The organism is Cupriavidus sp. PET2-C1, from assembly GCF_054515855.1.
The window spans coordinates 1,065,040-1,080,140 of sequence record NZ_CM137260.1 but is presented as its reverse complement, the minus strand read 5'-3'; the positions used below and the strand labels follow the sequence as shown (position 1 = coordinate 1,080,140).

The 15,101-nt window shown below is 66.8% G+C and carries 13 protein-coding genes and 1 pseudogene; 7 read left to right on the top strand and 7 right to left on the bottom strand.

Translation table 11 applies throughout. The annotated features are described in order from the left end of the window. Positions 1-258: 258 nt before the first annotated feature. A complete protein-coding gene (locus ACX12D_RS24840) occupies positions 259-1,188 on the bottom strand; it encodes a LysR family transcriptional regulator (protein ID WP_459376117.1) in 930 nt (309 codons plus the stop codon). A 99-nt stretch (positions 1,189-1,287) separates the two neighbouring features. Here ACX12D_RS24840 and ACX12D_RS24835 point away from each other — a divergent pair, with 99 nt between their 5' ends. From ACX12D_RS24835 to ACX12D_RS24820, 4 genes are all read left to right on the top strand, one after another. Then, the gene (locus ACX12D_RS24835) at positions 1,288-2,568 is read left to right on the top strand and encodes a CaiB/BaiF CoA transferase family protein (protein WP_459376116.1); all 1,281 of its coding nucleotides are present in this window, start codon (positions 1,288-1,290) and stop codon (positions 2,566-2,568) included. Next, complete coding sequence (locus ACX12D_RS24830) at positions 2,568-3,602, top strand: NADPH:quinone oxidoreductase family protein (RefSeq protein ID WP_459376510.1); 1,035 nt, start codon at positions 2,568-2,570, stop codon at positions 3,600-3,602. The genes ACX12D_RS24835 and ACX12D_RS24830 overlap by 1 nt, the downstream gene beginning before the upstream one ends. Continuing rightward, on the top strand, positions 3,578-4,624 hold the full coding sequence (locus tag ACX12D_RS24825) for a tripartite tricarboxylate transporter substrate binding protein (RefSeq protein WP_459376115.1): 1,047 nt from the start codon (positions 3,578-3,580) through the stop codon (positions 4,622-4,624). Before ACX12D_RS24830 ends, ACX12D_RS24825 begins: the two co-directional genes overlap by 25 nt. Before the next feature lie 133 nt (positions 4,625-4,757). Beyond that, positions 4,758-5,672, top strand: a complete 915-nt coding sequence (locus ACX12D_RS24820) for a helix-turn-helix domain-containing protein (protein WP_441638940.1) — start codon at positions 4,758-4,760, stop codon at positions 5,670-5,672. 9 nt (positions 5,673-5,681) lie between these two features. Here ACX12D_RS24820 and ACX12D_RS24815 read toward each other — a convergent pair whose 3' ends face one another. From ACX12D_RS24815 to ACX12D_RS24790, 6 genes and pseudogenes are all read right to left on the bottom strand, one after another. Then, on the bottom strand, positions 5,682-7,271 hold the full coding sequence (locus tag ACX12D_RS24815; protein ID WP_459376113.1) for an FMN-binding glutamate synthase family protein: 1,590 nt from the start codon (positions 7,269-7,271) through the stop codon (positions 5,682-5,684). A gap of 257 nt (positions 7,272-7,528) precedes the next feature. Further along, positions 7,529-8,137 (bottom strand): annotated as a pseudogene (locus tag ACX12D_RS24810) (alpha/beta hydrolase fold domain-containing protein); the annotation flags it as partial. A 352-nt stretch (positions 8,138-8,489) separates the two neighbouring features. Then, a complete protein-coding gene (locus ACX12D_RS24805; RefSeq protein ID WP_150984488.1) occupies positions 8,490-8,954 on the bottom strand; it encodes an HU family DNA-binding protein in 465 nt (154 codons plus the stop codon). 346 nt (positions 8,955-9,300) lie between these two features. After that, positions 9,301-10,983: a class I adenylate-forming enzyme family protein gene (locus ACX12D_RS24800; protein ID WP_459376112.1), complete on the bottom strand. Its 1,683-nt coding sequence runs from the start codon at positions 10,981-10,983 to the stop codon at positions 9,301-9,303. A 132-nt stretch (positions 10,984-11,115) separates the two neighbouring features. Beyond that, positions 11,116-12,078, bottom strand: coding sequence for a cyclase family protein (locus tag ACX12D_RS24795; protein ID WP_459376111.1), 963 nt, complete (start codon positions 12,076-12,078; stop codon positions 11,116-11,118). 187 nt (positions 12,079-12,265) lie between these two features. Further along, complete coding sequence (locus ACX12D_RS24790) at positions 12,266-12,508, bottom strand: hypothetical protein (RefSeq protein ID WP_459376110.1); 243 nt, start codon at positions 12,506-12,508, stop codon at positions 12,266-12,268. Positions 12,509-12,649: 141 nt separating this feature from the next. Between ACX12D_RS24790 and ACX12D_RS24785 the strand changes: the two genes are divergently transcribed. From ACX12D_RS24785 to ACX12D_RS24775, 3 genes are read left to right on the top strand one after another with little or no spacing between them, the layout of a single operon-like run. Continuing rightward, the gene (locus tag ACX12D_RS24785) at positions 12,650-13,045 is read left to right on the top strand and encodes a PepSY domain-containing protein (protein ID WP_459376109.1); all 396 of its coding nucleotides are present in this window, start codon (positions 12,650-12,652) and stop codon (positions 13,043-13,045) included. A 6-nt stretch (positions 13,046-13,051) separates the two neighbouring features. Continuing rightward, positions 13,052-13,753 carry a response regulator gene (locus ACX12D_RS24780; protein ID WP_459376108.1) on the top strand — a complete coding sequence of 234 codons (702 nt, stop codon included), beginning with the start codon at positions 13,052-13,054 and terminating at the stop codon, positions 13,751-13,753. A gap of 3 nt (positions 13,754-13,756) precedes the next feature. After that, the gene (locus ACX12D_RS24775) at positions 13,757-15,085 is read left to right on the top strand and encodes a sensor histidine kinase (RefSeq protein WP_459376107.1); all 1,329 of its coding nucleotides are present in this window, start codon (positions 13,757-13,759) and stop codon (positions 15,083-15,085) included. Positions 15,086-15,101: the final 16 nt, after the last annotated feature.

Sequence of the window (15,101 nt, the reverse complement as noted above, 5' to 3'; positions counted from 1 at the left end):
TGGAACAGGCCGGCCGACGCGGCCGTAGCCGAAGCCGGAACGAAGCCCTCCAATTAACGGCGTGTACTGAACACCGTGGAGACACAACGCCAGGACGCTCCGCCGCCGAGCAAGCGGCAGCGATGGCGTGCGAGTAGCAGCCATGCTGCAAAGCCAATGCAAGCTGCATACGGCAAGCCATCGCCCGCCACGCTGCCCTCGCTGCCATGCGCGAGGTGCGACGTATGACGGTCTGGATCACAGTGGGCTGCCACAGTTTCATCCGCCCCAGTTCCCCGCCTGGCTCTCCAGCCGCGCCCGGATGAAATCCATCAGCGTGCGGGTGGCCAGCGTGGGAAACCGGTTCGGCGCGGTCAGCATGTAAATGCTGTCGCCCACGCCTTCGGGCTCGTACTCGGGCAGCACCTCCACCACTTCGCCGCGCCCGATCTGTTGCCACACGGCATAGCGCGGCAGCAAGGCAACGCCGAGTCCCACCATCATCGACTCGAACAGAAAGGGATAGTCGCCGGACTGGATGCGCGGGGCGACCCGCAGGATCAGCGGCGTGCCGCCCAGCTTCAGCCTGAGATCGAAGCGCCGGCCCAGCGACGCCGGCGCGATCAGGTCGCAGTGGGCAAGATCCTCCGCGCGGCTGACCGGCCCGTGCGCCGCCAGGAACGCGGGCGATGCGCACAGGCACCAGCCTACCGCGCAGATCTTGCGCGCCACGTGATCCTCCGGCGGCAGTGAGGTGATTTTCAATGCCACATCCACCTCGGCGGAGATCAGGTCGCCGATATAGTCATTGATCAGCACGCGCAGGGAGATGGCCGGGTATTGCCGCGCGAACTCGAGCAATACCTGCGCCAGGTAGAGATGCCCGAGCCCTGTGGGCAGGCGGATCCGCACATCGCCGCGCACGGTCTGGCCCAGGCTGTCGATGGAGGTGCCCGCCGCCTGCAGCTCGTCCAGCATGCGCACGCCGTGCGCATACAGCAGTCGCCCGGCCTCGGTCAGTTCCACATGGCGGGTGGTGCGCCGCATCAGTTGCGCGCCCATATGCTGCTCCAGCGCCTTGAGCCGGCGAGACACATTGGAGCGGGTCATGCCGCCGCGCGCGGCGGCCGCCGTTAGCGTCTTGGATTCCACCAGCAAGACAAAGAGGCGGATCAGATTCAGGTCGAAGCCAGGGTTATTGTCAATCATCAGTCAACACGGATGGCACAGATCAGCGGATTGTCACGGCCAGGGGCACGCCCTAGCATAAGCCATTCGACGCCACCTTACGACTCTCCGATCCCGCCGATGGCTCTGACCGACCCGCAATCCACGCCCGCTCCGTATCCCACCCACACCCCCACCCCCGCATCCGAGCCCGACGCAGGCCTGCCCTTCGCTGGCCTGCGCATCCTGGATATCAGCCAGGGCATTGCGGGCCCCTACTGCGCGCATATCCTCTGGCAGCAAGGCGCCGACGTCATCAAGGTCGATCCGCCCGCCGGCGACTGGGGCCGGCATGTTGGCGTGGTGCGTGGCGAGCACAGTGCCCTGTCGATCGCATACAACGCGGGCAAACGCGGCGTCTGCATCGATGCCGCCACCGACGCCGGCAAGGCGTTGTTGTTCGACCTCGCGCTGCGGGCGGATATCGTGGTGCAGAACTTCCGGCCGCAGGTTGCCGAGCGTCTTGGCGTTGGCTACGCCGCGCTGTCCGCGCGCAACCCGGCGCTGGTCTACGTGTCCATCAGCGGCTACGGTGCGGACGGCCCCTATGCCGACCACCCAGCCTCGGACTCCGTGATGCAGGCTGACAGCGGCCTCATGCACACCAACCGCATGGCGGACGGCACGCCGCGGCGCATCGGCATGCTGCTGGCGGACGCGGCCACCGGCCTGTACGCGGCGCAGGCCGCTGCCGCCGCCTTGTGCAGGCGCTTTCGCAGCGGCGCCGGCGCGCATGTCGAACTCAGCCTGTTCGACGCCTGCGTGGCGCTGCAGGCCAACAACATCCTTGAGTACGCCATCCAGGGCGCTGTGGCCGCCGGACCGGTGAGCGCGCCAAACGGTGTCTTTGCCACCAGCGATGGCAGCCTCACCTTGCTGGCGCTCAACAACGCGCAATTCGGCAGGCTCTGCCGCGCGCTGGATCGCCCTGGCTGGGCGCAAGATGCGCGCTTCACGGACAACGCCAGCCGCATGGCGCACGCGGCCTGGCTGCAGGACGCCGTGGCGGCGGTGCTTGCCAGCAAAAGCACGGCGCACTGGCTCAGCATCCTGCAAGCGCACGACATCCTTCATGCGCCGGTGCGCAACTACCAGCAAGTGCTCGACCACCCGCTAGCGGCGCTGCAGGAAACCTTCCAGACGGTCGAGCAGGCTGGGCTGGGTGCCCTGCCGTTTGCCGGCATTCCCGCCAAGGGCATGCGGCGGGCAGCCACCGCCGCGCCGCGTGTCGGAGAACACACGGAAGCCGTGCTGCGTGAGTACGGTGTCACCCCGGACAAGCTCGCGCACTTGCTGGAGACCGGCGTGATCAGACAGGCCAGCCCCCTGGCGGGCAACGCCACCACGGGAGCCACGGCATGATGCGGGCCCTGCTCTGCGAGCATTTCGGCAAGGCGCAAGACGTCCGCCTTGCAAGCATCCCGCGCCCGGCACTGGCGGATCCGCATGCCGTCACGCTGGCCGTGGAGTACGCAAGCGTAAGCCACGCTACAGGCCTGATGGTGGCGGGTCGCTATCAGACCAAGCCGCCGTTGCCGTTCGTGCCCGGCACCGAGGCGGTCGGCCGGGTGGTGGCTTGCGGCGCAGCCGTAACCCGCCTGCGCCCTGGCGACCGCGTGGCTGCCATAGCCGACTGGGGCTGCTTTGCCGAAGAAGTCACGCTGCCGGAATACACCGTCTACCCCATTCCCGATACGCTCGACGCGCTGCAGGCCCTGCCGATCCCGCTCTCCTACGGCACCGCTTACTGCGGCCTGGTGTGGCGCTGCGCCGTGCAGCCCGGCGACACCGTGCTGGTGCTTGGCGCCGGCGCCGGCGTGGGCCTGGCCGCCGTGGAAATCGCCCACCAGCTGGGCGCGCAGGTGATTGCCTGCGCCAGTACCGAATCGAAACGCGCGCAGGCACTGCAGCGCGGTGCCCGACATGCGCTCGCACCGGAAGACCTGGCCGCCGCCGTCAAGCGCGTGAGCGGGGGGCGTGGTGCCGATGTGGTGGTGGACCCGGTTGGCGGCGACCTGTTCGACCAGGCGCTGCGCGCGGCGGCCGCCAACGCGCGGATTCTCAGCGTCGGCTTTGCCAGCGGCCGTATCCCGCAAGCGCCGCTGAACCTGCTGCTGGTCAAGAACCTGACGCTGCATGGATTCTTCGTAGGCCGCTACATCGGCTGGACGCCCGCCAACGAGCGGGCACAGCATGCCCACGCATTGCAGGCCGTCATGAAGACATTGTGCGGGTGGGCCAGCGAAGGAAAGATCCGACCGACCGTGTCGAAGGTGTACCCGATGACCGGGCTGGCCGAGGCGCTGGACGCGCTGGAAGCCAGGCAGGTCATCGGCAAAGTCGCGATAAAAATCAAGGAGACCAACTCATCATGCCAAGCCGATTCCGGGTCCTGAACACGCAACACAGTACACAGCACACCAAGTATCGCCGATCCGCATTGCGCCTTGCCCTGCTGGCAACGTTGGCAACCGCCGCCCTCGCCGCCCTAGGCACGGCGCCCGCCCGTGCCGCCGATGAATTTCCGCAGCGCCCGATCCGCATGGTGCTGCCTTACCCGCCGGGCGGCCCCACGGACCTGCTGGCGCGCGTGGTGGCCGTCAAGATGGGCGACACGCTTGGCCAGACGGTGGTGATCGACAACAAGCCTGGCGCGAGCGGCATGATCGGCGCGGAAATGGTCGCCAAGGCCGCGCCCGATGGCTACACCATCCTGGCCAATGCCTCGCTGCATGTGATCAACCCGAGCATCTATCCCAAGATGCGCTACGACGCCTTCCGCGATTTTGTGCCCGTCACGCAACTGGCCGATGTGCCGCTGGTGCTGGTGGTCAACAACGATTCGCCGGTCAAGACCGTGCAGGACCTGATCGCGTATGCCAAGGCCAAGGGCGGCAGCATCAACTTCGGCTCGGCCGGCAATGCGTCGGCCCAGCAACTGGCGGGCGAATCGTTCAAGTTCGCCGCCAATGTCTCGATGCAGCACGTGCCATACAAGGGCAGCTCGCCCGCGCTGACCGACCTGATGGGCGGCCAGATCCAGTTGATGTTCGATTCCATGCCATCGGCCATGCCATTCATCAAGGCTGGCAAGCTGCGCGCCGTGGCCGTCACCACGCTCAGGCGCGCGCGCGCCCTGCCGGACGTGCCCACGGTGGCGGAGTCCGGCTTGCCCGGTTTCAATATCAGCACCTGGTACGGCTTGTGGGCGCCGCGCGGCACGCCGGCCCCGATCGTGGAGAAGCTGGCGGCCCACGCCGCGCAAGCACTGCGCCAGCCCGATGTACAACGCCAGTACGCCGACATGGGCGCCGAACCGGTGGGTTCTTCCCCCGCGGAGTTCGCGCGCTACACCGCTGCAGAGGGCAAAAAGTGGGCCGAGATCGTGCGCAAGTCGGGCGCCAAGGCGGATCAATAGCCGTCTATAGCCGTCAATAGCCTCCGGCGGCCATCGGTGGCCGTCGGTGCGCTGCCGTGGCAAGCGGCGGCACCGATGGACAGATCCGCCCCCCTGGCGGGACAATTGCCACCCAGGTGTCCGCCCCCGCCCCATGAAAACCGTCCCGACCTACTCCCTCTATGGGGTCAACTCCAATGAGCCCCTGCTGGAACAGCTGCATTTCGAGTCGATCCCGGAGCGCAGCGGCATCAACGACTGGGAAATCAAGCCGCATCGCCACGAGCGTTTTTTCCAGATCCTCTACGTGCACCAGGGCGGCGGCCGCGCGCTGCTCGACGACCGCGAGTACCCCTTAGGCTCGCGCACCGTGGTGACGGTGCCGCCGCGTTGCGTGCACGGCTTTCGGTTTACGCCGGACGTGGATGGCATCGTCATTACCATGACCGACCACTACCTGCGCACGTTGCTGGCTGGCGTGCCGGATGCGCTACCGCTGTTCGAGCGGCCCTACCATGACCCGTTTGGCGGCCCGGCCGGCGGCGAGCGCGATGACGCCACCGTGCTTGCCGGGGCGCTGGAACTGTTCCGTGCGGAGATGAACGCGGTATCGCTGTGGCGCGGTGCTGCCTTGTCGGCGCTGCTGTCCTTGTTGCTGGTGGGCATTGCGCGGCGCGCTTGCGGCGCGGGTGCAACCGGGGCGCAGCCGGCGGGCAGGACCGCGCGCCACTTCCAGCAGTTCCAGCAACTGGTGGAGGCGCGTTTTCGGAATCACCAGGATCTGGCCGGCTACGCCGACACGCTTGGTATCTCGCCCACCCAGCTCAACCGGATCTGCCAGCAGCTTGCCGGCAGGAGCGCGCTGCAGCTGATCCATTCGCGCCTGATCGTGGAAGCGCAGCGCGACCTGCTTTATAGCGACCTCGACATCAAGCAGATCGCCTCGACGCTGGGCTTTGCGGATGCCGCGTATTTCGCGCGCTTCTTTGCGAAGCATGTCGGGCAGACGCCCAGCGCATTCCGGCAGCACGGGCGCGCCCGCCTGCCGGCGCCGCACGCCGCGCGCTAGCGCAGCGCTTTACAACGAGAAACTGTCGGAACGCGCCAGCGGCCAGTATTTCTCGTACAACTGGTAGCGGAAATTCCCATTGATCAGGTCCCCCGGCGTGAGGAACTTGAGCAGCTCGGACATCAGCCGCACTTCGTTGGGCGAGATGCGCCGCACGATATGGTGCGGTTTGAGATCGCCAGGATGATTCAGGCCGGCTGCCTGCAGGATTTCCAGCAGCGCGTGCAGCGTCTGGCGGTGGAAGCTGGCTACGCGATCCGCCTTGTCAGGCACCACGATGGCGCGCTGGCGCACCGGATCCTGCGTGGCCACGCCCACGGGGCAGCGGTCGGTATGGCACTTCTGCGCCTGCACGCACCCGAGCGCGAACATGAAGCCGCGCGCCGAGTTGCACCAGTCGGCGCCGGTGGCCAGCGTACGCGCCACGTCAAAGGCGGTGATGATCTTGCCACTCGCGCCAACGCGGATCTTGTCGCGCAGGTTCACGCCCACCAGCGTGTTGTGCACCAGCAGCAGCCCTTCCTGCAGCGGTACGCCGATATGGTCGACGAACTCCAGCGGCGCTGCGCCGGTGCCGCCTTCGGCGCCATCCACCACGATGAAGTCCGGCAGGATGCCGGATTCCAGCATGGCCTTGACGATGCCGAAGAACTCCCAGGGGTGCCCGATGCATAGCTTGAAGCCAGTGGGCTTGCCGCCCGACAGCGTGCGCAGCCGGTCGACAAACTGCAGCAGGCCCAGCGGCGTGGAGAACTCGCTGTGCGTGGCCGGCGAGATGCAATCCTCGCCCATGCCGATGCCGCGCGTGGCGGCAATCTCCGGCGTCACCTTGGCCGCCGGCAGCACGCCGCCGTGGCCAGGCTTGGCGCCTTGCGAGAGCTTGACCTCGATCATCTTGACCTGCGGCGAGCGCGCCTGCTCGGCGAACTTGTCGGGATCGAAGCCGCCATCCGGGCGGCGGCAGCCGAAGTAGCCGGAGGCTACCTCCCAGATCAGGTCGCCGCCTTCCGCACGGTGATACGGCGAGATGGACCCCTCGCCAGTATCGTGAATAAAGCCGCCGAGCTTGGCGCCGCGGTTGAGCGAGCGGATCGCATTGCCGGACAACGCGCCAAAGCTCATGGCCGAGACGTTGAAGATCGACAGCGAGTAAGGCTGGGCACGGCCCTCGCCGACGGTAATGCGAAAGTCAGCGGAGGGGATGCGGGTTGGCGCAAGCGAATGGCTGATCCACTCGTGGCCCGCCAGGCGCACATCGATCTCGGTGCCGAAGGGCCGGCTGTCGACCTCGTTCTTGGCACGCTGGTAGACCAGGCTGCGCTGCTGGCGCGAGAACGGCATCTCGTTGGTGTCGTCCTCGATGAAATACTGGCGGATCTCCGGGCGGATGAACTCGAAGAAGAAGCGCAGGTGGCCCCAGATCGGATAGTTGCGCAGGATGGAGTGGCGCGACTGGCCGATGTCATGCAAGCCAACCAGCAGCAGCGCAACGGGCACAGCCAGCCATGCCGGGGAAAGCCGGTGACCGGCGGCAAGTGCCGCAAGGACCAGCAAGGCGAGCGCGGTCAGCCAGACCGCGCCGTAACGACGAGAAAGCATGGGGACTCCCTAACTACTTTAGGCCGGCACCCGGCCGGCAACCCCACGATTATCGCCGTTCCTTGTTACATCGGCTGATACCCGGTTGCAGCGCCCTGCCCAGCGCGCACCTCCGGTGGCCGCTGCGGGGCTTCATCGGCCTCCACCGCGGCGACGATCTGCGCGAAGGCCGCATTGGATTCCGGCATTGGCAACAGCATCCACACGTGGAACATGCCCTCATATTCGTAATAGCGCAGCGGCAAGCCCTGCTCCTGCGCAAGCGCGCGATAAGCGCGGCAGTCCGGCAGCAGGACGTCGTGGGTGCCGATGAAGAGCGTCACCGGAGGCAAGCCGCGCAGGCTGCCGTGGATGGGGCTGACCTGCGCAAGCGTGACGGGATCGCCGCCGGCATAGACGCGCCCGCACTCGATGCCGCCGAGCTTCGACAACATCGGGTCAAGCGGTTCAAGCGCATCGATGCCCGGGTTGCTGCCGGTGGCATCCAGGAACGGCGACAGCAAGACCAGGCGGCCAGGCAGCGCGCGCCCGGTATCCCGGGCCACTTGCGCCAGCGCAAGCGCGATGCCGCCGCCGGCGGAGTCGCCCATGACGGTCAGGCTGGCGGGCGGATTGCCGCGGACCAACTGGTCGTAGAGTGGCAGCAGTCCTGCAAAGACTTCACGATGGGTATGCTCGGGCGCCAGCGGATAGATCGGCACGGTCACCGTCGCGCCAAGCGCGTCCACCAGCTTGCCGATGAAGTCCCAGTGCTGGCTGACGATATCGAAGACGTAGCCGCCGCCATGGAGATAGAGGATTTGCCGGCCGCTGTCGTTGCCCCGCGGGCGCACGGTGTAGACCTCGACGCCGGCCACAGGTTCCATGCTCACCGCATGACGCGCCAGCAAGCGCGCCGTGGGATTCGCGCGGCCGATCTTGCGGCGGCGGCGAATTTCCTCATGCAGCGCCTGCGCGCTGGAAAAACGCTGTTTGCGCCGGACCAGGCGCAAGGCAAGCCGCCACAGGCGGCACTGGATGCTAGGCATGACGATCTCCCGGAATAGTGCGCCGGCTTCATTGGCGGCCGGCTGAGGAACTGCGGAAACTACCAAAACAGCGGGAATGCGGGAAAGCTGGAACGACGGCGGGAACTACGCGCGAAATACGTACACGTTCGCCGGATACAAAAAAGGAGCCGGCTAGCGGCTCCTTTTCAAGCTGGAAACAGGGCCCCTATCAGGCGGCAGCTGCGTCCTTCAGCTTCTTCAGCGGGCGTACCTTGACCTTGACGCTGGCCGGCTTGGCCGGGAACCAACGCTCTTCACCGGAGAACGGGTCCTTGCCGAAGCGCTTCTTCTTGGCCGGTACTTGCTGAGCCGTGACCTTCATCAGGCCGGGCAGCGTGAATTCGCCGGCGCCCTTCTTGTGCAGCGCGCTGACGATGGTGTTTTCCAGATGGGCCAGCACCGTCTTCACGGCCTTGGCGTCCAGCTGGGTCTGTGCTACCAGGTGAGCGACCAGGCTCGACTTGTTGAAGGTGTCCTTCAGCGGGCGCGGGGTCACCGCGGCAGCCGGAGCAGCCTTCTTGGCCGGCGCGGCCTTCTTGGCAGCAGCCTTTACGGGAGCGGCTTTGGTTGCCGGTGCCTTCTTGGCAGCGGTCTTGGTTGCAGTCTTCGCGGTCGGATTCGCTTTGGTCGCCATATCGATAAATATGAGTTGAACAGAATGATGTCGCACGGGATGTGGCATCCGATGTCGCTCGACGCTTCGTCGATCGACTATCGGCGTGCGGCATCGACTGAATCATAGCGGAAACAACGGGACGTCAAGGGGTTTTCGTGTGTGCGAGTGTAAAAACCGGGGTTTTCCCCGGGGTTTTTTGAGGTTTTGTCTCGCGCGGGCTGCCGTTGTGTCGCGCGGACGCAGCAGTGGATGCGTCCGCGGACTCTATATACAAGGGGTAAACGCGTGATTTCGTCTTTTTTGCCACGCCGGATGCCGCGCGCGCGCCGAGGATTCCAGCCGCCTTCCTGCGCGCGCGGCACCCTCAGCCACGCAGCTCGCGCCGCAAGATCTTGCCCGTGACCGTCTTCGGCAACTCGTCGATGATCTCCACCACGCGCGGGTATTTATAAGCCGCCATGCGCTCCTTGCACCAGGCCAGCAGCGCTTCCGGCGTGACGCTGGCTTGCGGTTTCAGGCTGACCACGGCCTTCACTGTCTCGCCGCGATAAGCGTCGGGGATGCCCACCACGGCCGCCTCGCGCACCGCGGGATGCGTATACAAGACGTCTTCCACCTCGCGCGGCCAGACCTTGTAGCCAGCGGCGACGATCATGTCCTTCTTGCGGTCGACGAGGTAGAACCAGCCTTGCGCGTCCATGAAACCAACATCGCCGGTGTGGAAATAGCCGCCCGCCATGGCTTTTGCCGTCTCTTCCGGCTTGTTCCAGTAGCCCGGCACGATCATCGGTCCGCGCGAAATGATCTCGCCGACCTCGCCCACCGGCACTGGCGCGCCCGCATCGTCGCCGATGAAGGCGTCGACATTGAAGGCTGGCACGCCGATCGCCAGCGTGCCGGAGGCCGGATCCACCGGCGCCTCCCGGCCCAGCGGCACCACGTGGGTGGGCGAATTGGTCTCGGTCAGGCCGTAGCCGTTGTGGATATAGTGCCCAAACTTGGCGCGGAACTGCTCCACCACGCTTGGCGGGATCGGTGCGCCGCCCGAGTAGATCTTGCCCAGCGTGGCGAAATGCGCGCGCGTCGCCTCGGGATGGTTCATCAGCGCGATGAAGACTGTGATCGAGCCGATGGTGAACTCAACCCGGCGGTCGCGGATGGCCTCCAGGATCACGCCCGGCTCGAAACGGCAGGCCAGCACCAGCGGCGCGGCGCAGATGAACGCCGCAGCCACGTGGCCCACCAGTCCGGTGATATGGAACAGCGGCGCCACGCCCAGGATCGGGCCGCCCTCCGCCAAGCCGATCCAGTCGCGGTACACCTGCGCATTGAAAGCAACATTGCCGTGGGTGTTCATCGCGCCCTTGGGCACGCCGGTGGTGCCGGAGGTGTACACCAGCATCGCGATATCGTCCGCCGCGAGCTGGACCGGCGCTGGCCTCTGGCCCAGGTACTCTTGCACCAGCGTCAGCAGATCAGGCACACCCTCGGCGGGCTGGCGCCTGGTCGCGGCAAACAGGCGCGGATCGGCACGCGTCTGGAAATCCAGCTCGGACGTGGTGATCACCGCAGGCAGCGCCAGAGGCGCGGCGGCGTCGCCCTGGCCGCTCCGCTCGGCGTCGTACAGCCCGCTCACCACATCGGCATAGAGCGATTCGTGGCAGATCAGTACCTTCGCGCCGGAGTCGGCCAGCACCAGGCGCAGTTCGCGTGCGCGGTTCATCGGGTTGACCGGCACCGCGATGGCGCCGAGCTTCCACGCGGCAACCAGCCCGATGACGAACTGCGGCACGTTCTGCAGGTACAGCGCAATCCGCTCGCCGCGCATGCAGCCGCGCGATGATAGCGCTACCGCCAGCGCATCGGAGAGCGCATCCACCTCGGCATAGCTGAGCGTGGCGTCGAAGTAGTGGATTGCCGGACTGGCCGGCGCGCGGTCCGCGGCGGCCCGGAAGATGGACAGTGCGTCGGTAAATTGCGGGGTGATGGTGTGCGGCTGGCCGGCGTTGTAGCTGGAGAGCCAGGGCTTCTCTTCATAGGGCGTCATGAGGCACCTCGATAGGCACGGCGGGTAGTGTCAAGCATAGCGCTTGGTCGAAACGAAGCTGGCGCCGCACAGCGCAAGAAGCCATGGAGGCTTCTCCACCGGACGGCGCCGAGGGCAGGCTTTTTGCCTGGCTTACTTGATGACCACCGGGTTGACCGGCGCGCCACTGCCGTTCACTACCTTGAGCGGCGCCGCCGTATAGAGGAAGGTCCACTGCTGATCGTCCGCGCAGTCCGCGGCGAGCGGGTCCAGTTGGGCGATCTCGGTCAGGGTGATGCCCAGGTTGCGCATCAGCGCATTGTGCAGCGGCAAGGCCACGCCCGAGACCGGGTCCACCGTCACCTCGTTGGCAATCGTGTCGGTGACGAGATTGGGGATCTCCATGCGATGGAACCACTCGACCAGTTCCGGGCTATAGGTCAGGCCCGGCTCGACGAACTCACGATAAAACTCAGCCTGGTCGCGCTTGTAGAAGGAGCCGATCCAGCCGGTGCGGATCACCAGGATGTCGTGCTTCTCGATGCGCACGCCCTGCATCTCGGCGGCGGCGAGCAAGTCGAGATGGGTGAAGGTCTCGCCCGGGGCGAGCACGTCCTTGCCGCGGTGGCGCGCCATGTCGATCAGCACGCCGCGCCCGACCACGCCACGCTCCGCGATCGGCAGGATGCTGGCTTTTTCCAGGCCGCCGATGGTGGATTTGGCATCGTAGCCATTCCATAGCTGATCGCCGTACCAGACATGGCCCAGGGCGTCGTACTGGGTCGAGCCCTGCAGGTACATGATCATCATGTCGTCGGCGTACTCAGCCTCGCCGGGGAACTTCGGGCCCTTGCCGCAAAGGTAGTGGCCCTTGTCCATCACGTTGAGGCGGCGCGCCTGCGAACGCCCGGGCCAGACCGGATCGCCGGCGGGGTTTCCCATCTGGATCTGCAGGGTGAAGGTCTTGCCGGAGCGCACGGAAGCCACGCCGCGCAGCGCCTCCGCCTGGGTGAGATAGTTCAGCGACCCGACCTCGTCATCCGGCCCCCATTTGCCCCAGTTCTTCGGTGCATCGCGCAACAACTCGGCTACCAGCGGGACGTTCTTCGATTCCATGCCATGTCTCCTTTTTGGATTGACCCTGAGGGATCGCACTGTGCCGGTCATGTCCGTGACGCATGGTCGGCCATGCGCGGACAGCATAAATAAGAACGGTCGTGCGTTTATTGTGAGTCGAGTGTAGGACCAGGCGCAGGAGCATGTCCATACATGGAAAACCCGCCGAGGGTTGCAGGCGCCAGCTTCAGTCGTCCAGCCCGAAGGCCAGCAGCGGCCCGAGCATCAGTGCCCCGAGCACGATCATGGACAGGCTGCTGTCCATGTGCTTCCATTCGTGCAGCACGGCCCGCGCGTCGACCTGCGCCCAGAACAGGGACACAACACCCAGCAGGACGACGATCACCGCCGCGGCCAGCGCAAACCCGTCGCGCGTGGCGCGGCGGTGGATTTCGGAAGGGCTATCATTCGGGATGCGCACGCCTTGCATGGCCAGACTCCTGGAAAACTGTGACGATGACGATCAATGCAATGGCGCCCATTGTTGTGATCCCTGCCTGAACCCATGCTGAGCGCGCCATTCAGCTTGCGTTCAGGCAAGGCACGGCAGACTGCTTGGTTCCATCAAGGCTTGCTCTCAACCGTATTGCCCCGCTCGCTCACGCCATTGCCTTCGTTGCGCACCGCCACCTCATCCCTGTCCCGCGCCCTGCTGCCGCTGCTGCTGCTTCTGCTGCTTCTGGCAGCCCCGGCGCCCGCCCATGCCGACAAGGACGCCGACCGTGCCCGCGCCGCCGTCCAGTCGGGCGAAATCCTGCCGCTCACGCGCATCCTGGAGGCCGTGTCGGCGCAGTACACGGGTGATGTGATCGGCGTCAAGCTCGACCGTGACGATGGCGTCTGGCAGTACGAAGTCAAGCTGCTGCTGGCAAGCGGCTCGGTGGCCAAGCTCGAATACGACGCCAAGACCGCCACCCTGCTCAAAGCCAAGGGGCGCGATCTTGAGCAGGCCCGCAAGAAACCCTGATCCCCCATGCGCATCCTCCTGGTAGAAGACGAGGCCGTGCTGGCCGCCCAGATCCACGCCAGCCTGGTCAGCGCGGGGTATGCGGTCGATACCGCCGCGCACGGCATCGATGCCTGGCACCTGGGCGCCGAAGAGCCCTACGATGCCGTGGTGCTCGACCTTGGCCTGCCCGGGCTCGACGGGCTCTCCGTGCTGCGCCGCTGGCGCGCGGCGCAGGTGAACCTGCCGGTGCTGATCCTGACCGCGCGCGACAGCTGGACCGACAAGGTGGAAGGCATCGATGCCGGGGCCGACGACTACCTCGCCAAGCCCTTTCGCATGGAGGAGTTGCTGGCCCGCATCCGCGCGCTGATCCGCCGCGCCCATGGCATGTCCGCCCCCGAGCTGGCCTGCGGCCCGGTGCGCCTGAACGCGCGCACGGGCGTGGCGACCGTCGACGGCGCCGCGGTGGTGCTGACCGCCCATGAGTTCAAGGTGCTGGATTACCTGATGCACCACCCGGGCGCGATCATCAGCAAGGCCGTGCTGACCGAGCACATCTATGCGCAGGATTTCGACCGCGACAGCAACACCATCGAAGTCTTCATCGGACGGCTGCGGCGCAAACTCGGCGTGGACGTCATCGAAACCGTGCGCGGACAGGGCTACCGCCTGCGCCCGCCGGCGTCTCCCGAAGCCCATGCAACCTCCACAAACGCCGCCAACTGACCCATGCGCCAGTCATTAGCCATCCGCCTGCTCGCGGTCGCGGCCATCTGGCTGGCCGCCGCGCTCGGCGGCACCGGCTGGCTGCTCTCCACGCTGTTCGCGCGCCACGTCAACGATACCTATGTGCGCCAGCTTGACAATCAGCTCACCAGCCTAGCCGCCGCCCTGGACTGGAGCCCTGACGGCAAGCTCGCCCTGACCCGAACCCCGGCCGACCCGCGCTTTGAACTACCCTACTCTGGCGCCTACTGGCAGGCGCAGGCACCGGGCGCCACGCTGCGCTCGCGCTCGCTCTGGGACGCCGAGATGCCCGCCACGGTGGGCAACAAGGTAGCGGGCAGCCATGCCGAGATCCGGCCCGGGCCCAACGGGCAATCGCTGCTGGTGGTGTCGCGCCCCATCGTGCTGGCGTCGGCCGATACGCCGGTGATGCTGTCGGTGGCGCTGGATCGCACCGAGCTGCGCGCGGCGCGCCAGGCCTTCAACCGGCTGCTGGGCTGGTCGCTCACGGCGCTGGGCGCGGGCCTGCTGCTGGCGGTGGCGGCCCAGGTGAAGTTTGGCCTCGCGCCGCTGGCGCGGCTGCGCCAGGCACTCGCTACCCTGCAGGCACGCCGCGAGAGCCGCCTGGGAGGCGCGTGGCCGTCCGAGGTGGTGCCGCTGGTTACCGAGATCAATACCTTGCTGGCGCGTAACGCCAATGCGCTGGAGCGCTCGCGGCGCCAGGCCGCCGACCTCGCGCACGCCGTCAAGACGCCCCTGGCCATCCTCGCCAACGAAGCCGGGCGCCTGCCCGGCGAGGCGGCCCGCGCCGCCGCCAGCCAGGTCGAGGCCATGCGCCGGCAGGTGGACCGCCACCTGGCGCGCGCACGGGCGGCAGGGGCGGCGAGCACGCGCGGGGCGCGCATCGACGCCGGCCCCGCGGCAGGCGAGCTGGCCCGCGCGCTGACCCGCCTGCACAGCGGGCGCGAGATCGATATCCAGGTGGAAGGCAACGGGCACTTCGCCGGCGACCGCCAGGACCTGATCGAGATCCTCGGCAACCTGCTCGACAACGCCTGCCAATGGGCGCGCTCGCGCGTTCGTGTCAAGCTCGCGGAGCGCGGCGGCATGCTTGAGGTCACGGTCGAAGACGACGGGCCGGGCATGCAGGCTGAAGCCCGCGAGCTGGCCACGGCACGCTATGGGCGGCTGGATGAGTCCGCTGCCGGCAGCGGACTGGGCCTGGCCATCGTCAGCGAGATGGCGGCCCTTTATGAGGGTGGCCTGGAGTTGGGCCACAGCGAACTGGGCGGATTGCAGGCCTGCCTGCGCCTGCCGGCCGGCCAGCCGTAAACCAAAAAAAGGGCCG

Bases quoted from the DNA above. Each gene is read 5' to 3' on its own strand.
- ACX12D_RS24840 (WP_459376117.1), bottom strand. From the start codon at position 1,188: ATGATTGACAATAACCCTGGCTTCGACCTGAATCTGATCCGCCTCTTT.
- ACX12D_RS24795 (WP_459376111.1), bottom strand. From the start codon at position 12,078: ATGGAATCGAAGAACGTCCCGCTGGTAGCCGAGTTGTTGCGCGATGCA.
- ACX12D_RS24805 (WP_150984488.1), bottom strand. From the start codon at position 8,954: ATGGCGACCAAAGCGAATCCGACCGCGAAGACTGCAACCAAGACCGCT.
- ACX12D_RS24835 (WP_459376116.1), top strand. From the start codon at position 1,288: ATGGCTCTGACCGACCCGCAATCCACGCCCGCTCCGTATCCCACCCAC.
- ACX12D_RS24780 (WP_459376108.1), top strand. From the start codon at position 13,052: ATGCGCATCCTCCTGGTAGAAGACGAGGCCGTGCTGGCCGCCCAGATC.
- ACX12D_RS24820 (WP_441638940.1), top strand. From the start codon at position 4,758: ATGAAAACCGTCCCGACCTACTCCCTCTATGGGGTCAACTCCAATGAG.
- ACX12D_RS24815 (WP_459376113.1), bottom strand. From the start codon at position 7,271: ATGCTTTCTCGTCGTTACGGCGCGGTCTGGCTGACCGCGCTCGCCTTG.
- ACX12D_RS24830 (WP_459376510.1), top strand. From the start codon at position 2,568: ATGCGGGCCCTGCTCTGCGAGCATTTCGGCAAGGCGCAAGACGTCCGC.
- ACX12D_RS24790 (WP_459376110.1), bottom strand. From the start codon at position 12,508: ATGCAAGGCGTGCGCATCCCGAATGATAGCCCTTCCGAAATCCACCGC.
- ACX12D_RS24825 (WP_459376115.1), top strand. From the start codon at position 3,578: ATGCCAAGCCGATTCCGGGTCCTGAACACGCAACACAGTACACAGCAC.
- ACX12D_RS24800 (WP_459376112.1), bottom strand. From the start codon at position 10,983: ATGACGCCCTATGAAGAGAAGCCCTGGCTCTCCAGCTACAACGCCGGC.
- ACX12D_RS24775 (WP_459376107.1), top strand. From the start codon at position 13,757: ATGCGCCAGTCATTAGCCATCCGCCTGCTCGCGGTCGCGGCCATCTGG.